At 52.5% G+C, this 11649-nt stretch carries 7 protein-coding genes and 1 pseudogene; 3 read left to right on the top strand and 5 right to left on the bottom strand.

Features of this window, described 5'->3' with window-relative positions; all coding sequences use genetic code 11:
- The first annotated feature begins 161 nt into the window (after window positions 1-161).
- The 3 genes and pseudogenes from H8730_RS10325 to H8730_RS18050 all read left to right on the top strand — a co-directional run.
- Window positions 162-398: an MBL fold metallo-hydrolase gene (locus tag H8730_RS10325; protein WP_177716955.1), complete on the top strand. Its 237-nt coding sequence runs from the start codon at window positions 162-164 to the stop codon at window positions 396-398.
- Window position 399: 1 nt separating this feature from the next.
- Window positions 400-1380, top strand: coding sequence for an NAD(P)H-quinone oxidoreductase (locus tag H8730_RS10320; RefSeq protein WP_177716953.1), 981 nt, complete (start codon window positions 400-402; stop codon window positions 1378-1380).
- A gap of 150 nt (window positions 1381-1530) precedes the next feature.
- Window positions 1531-1910: pseudogene (locus H8730_RS18050) on the top strand (transposase); the annotation flags it as partial.
- A gap of 689 nt (window positions 1911-2599) precedes the next feature.
- On the opposite strand, the gene H8730_RS10310 reads toward H8730_RS18050, so the two are convergent.
- The 5 genes from H8730_RS10310 to H8730_RS10290 all read right to left on the bottom strand — a co-directional run bounded on the left by H8730_RS10310 (window position 2600) and on the right by H8730_RS10290 (window position 11602).
- On the bottom strand, window positions 2600-6751 hold the full coding sequence (locus H8730_RS10310) for a discoidin domain-containing protein (protein ID WP_177716945.1): 4152 nt from the start codon (window positions 6749-6751) through the stop codon (window positions 2600-2602).
- 71 nt (window positions 6752-6822) lie between these two features.
- Window positions 6823-8763, bottom strand: coding sequence for a hypothetical protein (locus H8730_RS10305; RefSeq protein WP_249289797.1), 1941 nt, complete (start codon window positions 8761-8763; stop codon window positions 6823-6825).
- Between the two features lie 91 nt (window positions 8764-8854).
- Entirely contained in the window at window positions 8855-9703 is an 849-nt protein-coding gene (locus H8730_RS10300; RefSeq protein ID WP_177715132.1) for a hypothetical protein, read from the bottom strand.
- Window positions 9704-9738: 35 nt separating this feature from the next.
- A complete protein-coding gene (locus tag H8730_RS10295; protein ID WP_177715134.1) occupies window positions 9739-10647 on the bottom strand; it encodes a carbohydrate ABC transporter permease in 909 nt (302 codons plus the stop codon).
- 1 nt (window position 10648) lies between these two features.
- Complete coding sequence (locus H8730_RS10290) at window positions 10649-11602, bottom strand: ABC transporter permease subunit (RefSeq protein ID WP_177715136.1); 954 nt, start codon at window positions 11600-11602, stop codon at window positions 10649-10651.
- Window positions 11603-11649 lie beyond the last annotated feature (47 nt).

Raw genomic sequence — 11649 nt, 5'->3', positions numbered from 1 at the left:
ACTTATGCTCATCACGACCATATTGAAGCGTTAGGGCATTTAAAAAATGCTGTAGTACACATAACCGAGGAAGAATATTTGAACGGAAAAAATATATTCCCGATAATATGCCTATTAATGTTTTCAAAGAAGAAATCCTAATTGACCAGCAAATCAAGGTTATGAAATGGAGCGGTCATTCTGTCGGCTCGGCTATAGTAGAGATAACGACTAAAGATATAACTTATATACTTGCAGGAGATGAAGGCTACATAAATGATTGCATCACCCGTAAAATACCCACAGGTTGTTACTACGATTTAGAAAAAAGCAAAGAATTTATAGAAAAGTACAGCAATAAAAAATACCGTTTGCATACCTGCCACGATATATCTTTAAAAACAGAAAGGATAATATAGAATGAAAGCAATCCTTGTAAATGATGACAAATCTTTAAGATGGGACAATGTACCCGATCCTATTTTAGGTAATGACGACTGCCTTGTAAAAATTGAGGCAGCAGCCCTTAACCGTGCTGATTTAATGCAGAGAGAGGGCGATTATCCGCCACCTGCGGGTTGTCCTGAATGGATGGGACTTGAAATCTCAGGAACTATAGTAGAAATCGCTGATGGGGCAAAAGAAAAGTCCAATTGGAAAATAGGAGATAAGGTTTGCGCTTTGCTCGGAGGCGGCGGTTATGCCCAGTACGCTAATATAAAATACGATATGCTAATGCCTGTTCCGAAAAACTGCTCTATGGTTGAAGCTGCCGCAATTCCCGAAGCTTTTGCAACAGCTTATCTTAATTTATTCATTGAAGGCAATATCAAAGAGGGCGACACTCTGCTTATGAATGCAGGCGCATCGGGACTGGCCAGTGTAATTATACCAATGACAAAAGCATTTGGTATAAGAGTGATAACAACTGTTTTGAGTGAAGAAATCGCTAACAGTATAAAGCACTTAAATGCTGACAGAGTTGTGATTACAACCAAAGAGGATATTGCAGAGGTTTTAAAAGAAGAACTCGAAAACGGACATCCTGTAGATGTTGCTATCGACTGTTTGGGCGGAGAAATAATGGGTAAATGTATCCATTATTTAAAGCACGGTGCCCGCTGGATTATGATAGCCGCACTTGCAGGACAAAAAACCGAAATCGATCTTAAGAATATATATGTCAGAAATGTTCGAATTATTGGCTCTACGCTCCGTTCGCGCACACCTGAAGTTAAGGCACAAATTTTAGCAGACTTAGTTCAAAATGTATGGCCTAAGGTTGAATCGGGTGAAGTGAAGCCTACGATTTATAAAACGTTACCTATTGAGGAAGCTGAGGCCGCACACGATATTCTTTATCAAGGTCAAAACATTGGAAAGGTCGTTTTAACGATTTAAAATTATTGAGACTTCTTTAGATATTGTGTAAACCTCCGAAATGGTATAGAATAGAAATAACATTTTGGAGGTTAAAAAAATGCCAAAGTACAAAGACAGCCCGGAGGTACGGGCAGCCAAAAAGAGAGAAAAGAAAAATTACGAGAGTTTTTGTCACTGCTAGAAGTAGAGGACATGAGCGACTTACGGTCGGTATTCAAGGAGATGGTGGGAGAGGTTCTGGAAAACGGACTTGAGGCGGAGCTCGACGATGAGCTTGGCCACAGCAGGTACGACTACCGCAACAAGGATACCGAAAACAGCAGAAACGGACACAGCCGAAAAACAATGAAAACCAGCGCCGGAGAGGTTGAAATTGCAGTACCGCGTGACCGAAACAGAGTATTTATGCCGTAGTCTTTATGGACGCAATACACTATAACGTCCGCTGCGAGGGGCGCATTGTGAAAAAAGCCGTATACATAGCGATCGGACTCAATATGGACGGAATCAAAGAAGTTCTTGGAATGTATGTAGGAGAAAATGAAAGCAGAAATCCCGTCGCCTGACAAGGGTATATGAACGGCTGCCGTAAGCAGCCGCCCTTGACATGCCCCGTTATTTCTGCTAATATGCAACTATGGGCGGTAAGCAGCCTTGCGACTTCTCCGCCCGACTACCATTCTATATTTTATACCATTTTCCGTGTTTACACAAATTATGAAAAAGAGCCAAAAAATCGTCATTTCAAAAAGAAAATCATCTGTCATTTCGAAATGATGCTCAGCCGTTATATATAATAGTTATATCATATTGAAATTCCAATAAGAGAACACTTTAGCGGATTTCGTGAAGTGCCACGAAACGGTATTTCTGTATATGCTGGCGAAGAAAATCAACGCTATGGGTCAGAAAGAATACAAAAAGCTCCAACAGACGGTGGAACAGGGTACAAGGAGAATATCCGAAATCGGCAGGCTGATTGAAAAGGTTTTCGAGCAGAACGCAAGCAGCATACCCTTGCTATGATAAAAGAAATACGGAAAAATCCGCAGGACTTCCGTTTTGTAGCATAACAAAAAAGATATGGTGTAACCCATTTTACTGAGTTACACCATACCCCTACATAAAAACTTCCTTATCTGGCGTTGGCTAAACGTCAGTCCCTTGTTTTTTCGAGTGGGGAAATGAAACTCCCCGATGCGAGTTTGCGTACAAGCCTTGCAGGCGAGGCGTTGCCCTAATGGCATCTTCGGCGCTGCCGGCAGAGAATGAGTATGACGACCCCAATGGCTCCTGTCAGTGCCACCAGCATAAGGGTCAGCAGCGGTGTGGAATCGCCGGTCTTGGGGATGTCAGAGGGCCCGGACGGCTCAGAGGGTTCAGAGGGCCCGGATGGATCAGATGGATCAGATGGATCAGATGGTTCGGACGGATCAGACGGATCGGAGGGATCGGATGGATCGGATGGATCAGACGGATCAGATGGATCAGACGGATCAGATGGATCAGACGGATCAGAGGGATCAGATGGATCAGAGGGATCAGACGGATCAGAGGGATCAGATGGATCAGAGGGATCAGACGGATCGGATGGATCAGATGGGTCAGAGGGTTCAGGCGTCAACGCTTTATCAGCAGCTAAAAGTGCAGACAGGGCGGCTTCAACATCCTCCTGGGCGGCATAGGGCTCAGCTAAGATACGTTGCGCCTGTTCCAGCGCCGCGCGGAAGGCAGAAACCGAGGCCTCCGTATACCCTTCCAGGGATTTTTGGCTGGCTTCGGCGACAGCTGCTTCAAGGGCGGATTTATCCGCCGGATCCGGCGCACCGTACAGGCCATAGACGCCCATTTCCGCCAGCTGCACCATGGGGCCGTTGATTCCGGTTACCTCTGCATTGGAGGCGCGTCGGGTTACGTAGATGCGCACGTAGCGCCCTACGGCATAGCGGTCCAAATCGATCACATAGGGATCCTCAGCCGGAGAGGCCGCACCGGTCACCTCTTTGACCGTATTCCAGGTTTCTCCATCGTCGGAAACCTGGATTCTGAAATCCTGGGGGAAGTTATCCCCATAGGGAGCAGCGCAGGGGAAGAGCACGACTCGCTTGATGCGGCAGATTTCGCCCAGGTCTGTCATGGCCCAGGCCGGATAGGTTTCATCATAGGCGCCGCCGTCAGGCCCTTCCTCCTCCGGAGCGGTGGCCCATCCCGCATAGGGATGCGCGTCGGTCAGCCATTCCTTCTGCCAGTCATGCTGATCGTCGGTATACTCAGTATAATGGGAGGATGCTTCCACCGGCGTGTTGTCAGAGAGCCATTGCTGTCCCCTTGGAACATAGGAGGTGACATCCATACGGCTGGGCTCGGAGGTGACCTCCTCCGGCAGGGGGACTGTGCCGTCGTCGTGATAGATCTCCACCTCGGCCAGGCTCAGCGCTTCGGCGTTGGAGCCCGTGAAGCGTATGCGCAGATAGCGAGCTGTTGTCTCGCCAAATCTCCAGATAGGGGGTATATAATCCTTCTGGGTATAGCCGGTCACCTCGGTGATGGAGGACCAGCTTTCCTTATCGTCAGAGGCTTCCAGGACAAAGCCGGTGGGCATCTCGCCGCCATATACGCCGGCAATTTCTGAGGGGTAGAGATCGACACGGTTGAAAGTAGTGGGCGTGCCGAAATCAAAGGTGATGGAGGCGTTACCGTCATCGGTGCGCCATCCCCGGGAGGAGGCGGTCGAGGCGCGCTCCCCGTCGATCAGGTTTTTGATAAAGAATTGGTCGCTGCTCTGAGAGGAAGAGGCGGTGATATAGCTGGCAGGTGCCAAGTTGTCCTGTGCGCCAGGCTGTTCTGCTCCCTGGACAAAATCCACGCCCTCAGGCAGCGCAAATAGGTAAGCACCGCCGATGTCGGCCTGGATACTCAAAAGGCCATTCTCCCATGACCAGGTGGAGGTGCCGGCGTCAGACTTGCCGGCCAGTTCCAGGCTGGATACGGCGCCGTCCAGTTTCAGCGCAATGGTAGCACGGTCGGTAAAGCTGTTGTTGACGATCATCAGGTAGTTACGTCCAGTATTCTTATGCTGCATCAGGGTTACCTGGAAGTCGGTGCTGTCCTGGGGCTGTGCGAAGAAGCTCTGAGGGATGGAGGAAACGACCCCATCATACGTATTGCCATTGAAGTATACTTCCATAGCGTCCAGATTTACCAGAGTGCTCCCCATGGCCAGGATCTGATGGTTGATATCGCTGACCGCGTCGTACAGGGGCGTCTTCGTGCCATCGCGGCTGATGATTGCGCCGGTAAAGCCCTCACCCGACGACGGTGGCTGGAACCAGGTGAAATAGGACAGGTATTTGTAGCCAAATCCCAGGGCGATACTGGTTTCCCAGCGAATTTCATCCTGGGTCGGCAGGCGAAGATGGCCCTGGATGCTGGAGGTTTGGATAAAGAGACCGGTTTTTACGTCGTTGGCGAGGCCGGCTTTCCAGCCGGTTTTCATGCAGGCCAGCATCTGGCTTGTGGTCGTTCCCCCTTCATAAAAAGGGTAATAGTCATACATGTAATAATCGCACGGGTAGCCGGCGCCGGCGTTGAGCTTCAGCCAGTCGTCAATGATCCCCTCGGAAACGCCGGGCAGGAAATTCAGGTAGACGTATTTGTCGGGGTCCAGGCTTTTGAGGGACTGGTAGGCATTGACGTAAGAAGTGGGGAAGGCCGGCTCATCGCAGAGCCAATAGCCGCCCACGCCGGGAACGTTCTTGTACTCAGACAGAACGCTGGAGATATAGTCCTGCGACTGATTCTGCAAGCTTGGCCCCAGGCGGTCATCGCCCACTGTCATGCGCATGCCGTATTTGTAGCAGTATTCCAGCATCTGCAGCTGGGTTTCTTTAAAGCCGACTTCCTCGCCGGCGCCCATTACGTAGTTGATGCCAGCTTCGGCCAACCACTGGTATTGTTCCTCGGTGATGTAGTCGGGCCCAATCGGCGGCCAGAACATGCTGATCAGGATGTTCTCATTGAAGATATCGCGCCGGGCCGATACAACGTAAACGTGGCAGGAGGCGCTGATGTCATGACCGTATTCGTGGTTGGAGACAGTAATATCTGCTTCCCCCACGCCCACAGCCGTGAGATTACCGTCCGCATCCACAGTGACGACGGTGTCATCGCTGGAGGCCCAGTCCTTTTGGGTAAGGGGCAGGGCGCTATCGTTGACCAGGGTGGCCTTGAGCTGGTCGGTATCGCCCGGCACCAGTTCAAGCGCGGTGCGATCCAGCTCGATATGGGCTTCCGGGGATTCGCCAAATACAGCAAACTCGGCCAACTTCAGCGGCTCTCCATCGGCGGCGGATATACGCACATAGCGCCCAACCAACGGCTGTTCCAGTTCGATAACCACCGGCTTTTCCGGCATGGCTGTGCCGGAAGCCTCGTGGAGCGTTGTCCAGCTCTCCATGTCCTCCGAGATCGCCACCGTATAGCTGGCGGGGAAATCCTCGCCATAGGGATCATTATGGGGAAAAAGCACCACGCGGCGCAATGCATAGGGCGCTTCAAGGTCAATGCAGGCATAGGGGGCGGCATCGGTATCATCTGGGGCCCAGGTCGTGGCCAGGTCCACATCCGTAAGGTTGCTTCCATCGGAGCCGGATGATATCTCCACGGTTTTCCCCTGCGAAAGCGCTATGCAGCCGGTTGGCATATAGGAGTCAAAATCGTCGGTGGTCATGATGGTTTCACTTCCAAATATAGCCATTTCTCCTATCTGTACTGGCAGGGTTTCGCCGTACTCGCTGGTCATGGGCGTATCGGTTCGGCGGGTTACATATACCTGCACATAGCGGGCGGTGGGAAGCTCGGTTAGGTCGACAACAAGCGGTTCGTCGGCGGATGCGCTGACCTGGCCGTTGGTATAGGCCGTTTCCCAACTTATGTTATCGTCCGACAGTCGGATTTCAAGGGCGCGGGGGAAATTTGCGGCATATTCCTCTTCCCGGACTGGGAAGAGGACGATGCGCCGCAATTGGGCCGTCTTTCCCAGGTCTACAGTGGCCCAGGCGGGCGTTTCCGGATCGGTGATCCCTTCGTCAAAGGCAGTACTCCAGCCAGCGTCTAGATCGTCGTCGCACAGCCATTCCAGCTGCCAGTCATACAGCGGGGCAGTCTGCGCCTCGTTTAGCTTAAAAAAGGTTCCGTGGGATGACGCCTCCAGGGTGGAAGAGGTGGAGTTTACGGTCGAGAGGTTTTCATAGCCCGCAGGTTGATAACGCTCGACGATGAGATGGTCCCCTGTGATGGCCTGTGCCGCAGGTGCTGGCAGTAGGCTAAGGATCATCAGCGCTGCGACGACCAGGGCGAGCCCGCGTCGCGTCCATGTAGTTCTGTTCATTTCTTTTCTCCTTCCTTTTTTGTTTGTATTGCTGTATCCCGCCGCCGGATCAACGGCTCTGCGGGAAAAGACTACCATACCTCGAAGGCTGTGCAGGAAAAGGGCGCAAGGTCACGATCAAAGGTCACTTTGGACCCGCAAAGGGTTGCGGAAGCTTTGCAGAAGGGCGGAAACCGTAGCTGGGTATAAGCACGGCCGAGCACAACCTGCGGCGCAAGCACCTCGTCCTCGGAAAAGTTCCACAGCGCCACGGCTAGCCTTGCGGCATCCTGTTTTGCCAGTACGTACAAGCCCGGATTCTTTTCGCAGAAGGCAGCAAGTGGGCGTCCCTGGAGCCAGGTCAAAGTTTCATTCAGCTGCCGTTGGCGGCAGTAGGAGCAAAACAGACCGTTGATGCCCCTTTTCATCTGCGCCGCGTCAAAGGCAAACACCAGCACCCGGCGCCCTGTGTCGCTGGAATAGCGGTAAACGGCGGGCCACCGTGTCTGCTCTGTCTCGAACCAGCTCAGCACCTCGGCTCCGGGTTTGAGCCGGAGGTGGAAGAAGCCTACCGCCCCGTCCACCGGAAGTCGCTCCCCTTGCGAGGGAAAATGCTCCCATAGGGGGGCATCGCAGGGGCTGCACATCTCCAGGCCAATGTCCCAGCCCCTTTGCAAAAGGATCTGTGCGGCGGCCGCGTCCAACACCAAGGGCCGCCCGGCAAAATCGCTGTCCGCGGCGTAGCGGGCGCTCTCTCCGAAAACCAGGGTAGCCGTATGTGGGTCCTCCTCATAGCTGACCGGCATGGAGCACCCCAGCGCCAGGCGCTGGGCGGCCGGGAAAAAGCTATCCACCACGCGGTCAAGGCCATTCCCCTCAAACCACGCGCCCCGAAGTTTGTGGATTGGCTCATACAGTTGGAGCCCCACAGCTACTTTTCCGTCAAACAGCTGTGCCAGCTCGTCATTGCGCCTGCGGTATTTGACATGGCGATCCACATAGCCCGTTTCGTAGAGCGGCGAGCCGTGATAATCCAGCATATATTTGAGACATCCCTGGGCCAATCCATCAGCGCGCAGAATGCTCTCAAAGCCCTCCAGATAGGCGGCGGGGACCACATTTCTCGGGCGGGGAAAAGAGTCACATTCGGAGAACACCTCGCAGTCCTCCCCTTTTTGCCGCCACCAATGCAGCTGTAGCCGTTCCAGCTCCGCGGGCTCCGCAGGCGAGCGCATACCGAAGCTGCGGGTTGCGGCCCAGTAGGGCGCGCCGATCAGCCGCAGCAGCGGCCGGGTAGAACCCGCAAAGATCTGGGCTAGCTCCAGGCTGTCCACGCCATCCGTGTCCCAGGTGGGGATGCAGGCGCAATGGCCTAGGCGGATGGAGGGATCCACCGCATCTACGGTTTGGCGTAGCAGGCGGGCAAAATCACGCAGTGTGTCGCCCATGAGGTCAAGCCATATATCGCGATACCGGTTGGGCCCGCCGGAGAAGATTTGCTGTGCCAGGGCGTCGCGGGTGATCCTTTTTCCAAGGCGCTGTGTGTAGGCGTCCAGGTGGCGTGTACAGGCGCAGCCTACATCATGGCCATTGCGCAGGGAGAGGCGGAAGTCATCGTCGATCAGGATCAGCGCCGGATGTAGGGCGGCTACGTCCCGGATCATGGCGCAGTAGGCCTGGGCAAAGCTAGGATCCAGCGGACAATAGGAATCCTGGGATTCGACGCCGTCCAGGCTACAGATGGGGGTGTAGCAGCCGGCCAAATATGTTTCCGGGCCGGTCAGGGGCGCGCCATGTCCCAGTCCGTCCAGCCAGACGCCAACCTCGAGGCCTTTGGCAGCGTAAAAACGAAGGTTTTCATCCAGCGATTCCAGCACGGCAGGTCGTTCGTCCGCGCTGCCTAACAGCCGGGGAGGGCAGAGGAGCACGCGCTGCGCACCGGCACGGCTTAGCTCGCCGTAATAGGTTTCGCGGGTGGACGGAGTGGAGAGCGCATTTATGAGGGGGATCGTCAACGTATATTTGTCGTTCATGGTTCCTCCTTGGATTATAGTATCGATTGCGATCGTTCAAAAGAAAGTGGGAACTCTAGGAAAGTCCGCTGTGAGGCAAAATGAAAAGGTGCTATAGGCTGAGAAGAATGATGGACGCTACCCCGAGCGCGATCCCCGCCAGTTGGCGTCGATTCAGTTTTTCGTGGAAACCCCATACAGAGATGAGGGAGGTGAGAACGACGTTGCCCCCTGAAAGGATGGGAAACATAAGCGAGGCCGCGATTTTAGTAGAGAGCAATAGCACGAAAAGGTTGGTCAGCCCGTTTAAAATGCCACATGGCACAGCCAGATACCAACCCCTTCGGATGGAGGAAAGCAGTTGCTTTCTCTCCAGAAACAAACTGCAAATCAGCAGGATCACCGAAACGCCGGCGAGGGATACGATCATGAATTCATTTTTGTATTGGCCGCCGAAAGCCACCTGTTGAGCCTTCTGGACTGTGGAGCAGAGTCCATTCCCCATAAAGGCCACGAAGACATAGAGCAGCCATCGGACATTCTTTTTCCTGTCACTTTTGGCGTAGTTGATCAGGGCAAGAGAGAGGACGAGAAGCGCCATCCCGATGCACATGCTGACCCTGAGCTTTTCATGCAGAAAAAGAATGCCATACAGGGTGGGGATCATCAGGGAGTAGGAGTGGATAAGGGATGTGAGCGAGAGAGGACCGCACCCCATGGCAAGGGTGAGAAAAACAGTGGCCGCGCAGTAGGCGGCGGTAAACAACAGGACATACCCCAATAGTTCCTGGCGGAATCGGAATTTGAAACCAGAGGATAGGACAAACATACAAAGGGCAGAGATGGAGACTAAGGCCGCATAGGTCACCGCTCCCGCCGTCTTTTTTGTACTGTATTGCTTAGTGAAAACCTCTTGCGCTGCCAGCGTGGCCACAGTGAGGAATAGAAAGCAGTAATTCATAGAGGAGACTCCTTTGATTCAGTAGGCGGCATCACTTATTCTTTTACAGCCCCCAGCATGATGCCACCCACAAAATATTTCTGAAAAAAGGGATAGATGACTGTAATGGGAAAGGTGGTGAGCACAAGAGTCGCGACCCGAATGGTCGCCGGCTTTATGGTGACTTGTGTGGCGGAGGCACCCATTTTTTCAGACATATTTTGTAGGTATTCCATTTCCTCGGTCATACGCGCCATGATGCTCTGCAGAGTCACAAGGCTGCTGGATTTCGTGTAGATCAGGGTGTCAAGCCAAGAGTTCCATTGATTCACACCTTGAAAGATGATGATGGTTGCCACGATGGGCATGGAGGCTGGCAGAATGATCCGCAAGTAAATCTGAAATTTTCCAGCGCCGTCGATGGTCGCCGCCTCCTCCAAGGATTCCGGGATGGAATCGTAGAAGGACATAAAGAGAATGGCATTGTAGAATCCCCACATGCTGGGTATGATGTAGACCAAGAAATTATTGAGCAGCCCCAAATTTTTCATCAGAAGGTAGTTTGGTATCATGCCGCCGCTAAAGTACATGGTGATCACGAAATAGAGCATATACCATTTCCGGCCCATGATCCATCGTTTGCTCAGCCCGTACGCGGCAAGCCCGGTGAAGCCTACATGCAGCACTGTGCCGAGCACGGTCCGCAGCAGGGAATTTCGGAAGGCGGTTAGCATTAAATTGTTTTGAAATAAGTAGATGTAATTGTCCAAGGTAAATTTCCGCGGCCAAAAGAAAATAGGGCCTTTGTAGGCGTCAACCCCGTCATTGAAGGAGAGAATAATGCAGTTCCAAAAGGGGTAGAGGATCAACAGGCTGACCAGAATGAGAAAAATGGAGTTGACAACTTCAAAGATCTTTTCCGATGTAGTCGCAGATAGGAGACTCGCTTTTCTTTTTCTCGCCATATCAGAACAACCCCGATCCATTTATTTTTTTTGCTAAGCCATTGGCTGTCAGCATCAGAGCTGCGGAAACCGTGGAGGTGATGAGCCCGATAGCTGTGGAATAGGAAAAGTTCCCCTTTCGGAGGCCGATCTCGTATACGTAGTAGGATAGAACATTGGAGCGCTCAAAGTTCAACGGGTTGCTGAGAAAATAAGCCTGGTCAAACCCTGTTCCCGCCATGCTGCCCATGTCCAGAATGAGCATGATGGCTACGATGTTGGAGAGGGACGGCAGCGTGATATATCGAATCCGGGCCAGTCGGCCTGCGCCGTCTATTTTGGCGGCCTCATACAGGGATTCGTCGATGCCGGACATGACCGCCAAATAAATGATGGCGCTCCAGCCAGTCTCTTTCCACCGGTCCACTATAAGGATCAGAGGCCAGTAAAGGTTTTTCGAGCCTAAGAAGTGGACTGGCTCTCCCCCCAGGGCCTTGATCACAATATTTATGATCCCGTCGTTGACATTCAAAAAATTATCCAGGAGCACCGCCATGATGGCCCAGGAGATAAAGTGAGGCAGATAGCTGATGGTCTGAACGGTTCTTTTTAGGGCGGTGTTGGACAACTCCTTAATCAGGATGGCAAAGATAAGAGTGACAGGAACAGAGATCAGAATGCTTAGCAGAGACAGTCCGATGGTATTCATCACCGCATTGCCCATATAAAAGTCACTCAATATGTTCTGGAAATGTTTCAGTCCAACCCAGGCGCTTCCCAAAATACCATCCCGCATGCGGTAATCCTTAAAGGCGATCATCAGCCCTCCCATGGGGATGTAATTGAAAATCAGGGCAAAGACCATGGCAAGCCAGATCATGAAATGATAGGGGAGCTCCTTCTTAAATCGCCGGATGCCATAGCCTTTGCGCCGCCGCGCAGCGGCTGGCTGTAAAGTTTTGATTTGTTGTGCCACAGAGAATCCTCCTTGCATGTTATAAAGGCTGGCCTCGCTGAGAGCAG

Origin of the sequence: Bianquea renquensis, assembly GCF_014384895.1 — a bacterium.
GTDB classification, from domain to species: domain Bacteria; phylum Bacillota; class Clostridia; order Lachnospirales; family Bianqueaceae; genus Bianquea; species Bianquea renquensis.
The sequence above is the reverse complement of the archived record's forward strand: the minus strand, read 5'-3'. Positions and strand labels throughout refer to the sequence as shown.

What these genes read in the sequence shown, in the direction of transcription:
- H8730_RS10325 (WP_177716955.1), top strand. Translation starts at nt 162, where the DNA reads ATGAAATGGAGCGGTCATTCTGTCGGCTCGGCTATAGTAGAGATAACG.
- H8730_RS10320 (WP_177716953.1), top strand. Translation starts at nt 400, where the DNA reads ATGAAAGCAATCCTTGTAAATGATGACAAATCTTTAAGATGGGACAAT.
- H8730_RS10310 (WP_177716945.1), bottom strand. Translation starts at nt 6,751, where the DNA reads ATGAACAGAACTACATGGACGCGACGCGGGCTCGCCCTGGTCGTCGCA.
- H8730_RS10305 (WP_249289797.1), bottom strand. Translation starts at nt 8,763, where the DNA reads ATGAACGACAAATATACGTTGACGATCCCCCTCATAAATGCGCTCTCC.
- H8730_RS10300 (WP_177715132.1), bottom strand. Translation starts at nt 9,703, where the DNA reads ATGAATTACTGCTTTCTATTCCTCACTGTGGCCACGCTGGCAGCGCAA.
- H8730_RS10295 (WP_177715134.1), bottom strand. Translation starts at nt 10,647, where the DNA reads ATGGCGAGAAAAAGAAAAGCGAGTCTCCTATCTGCGACTACATCGGAA.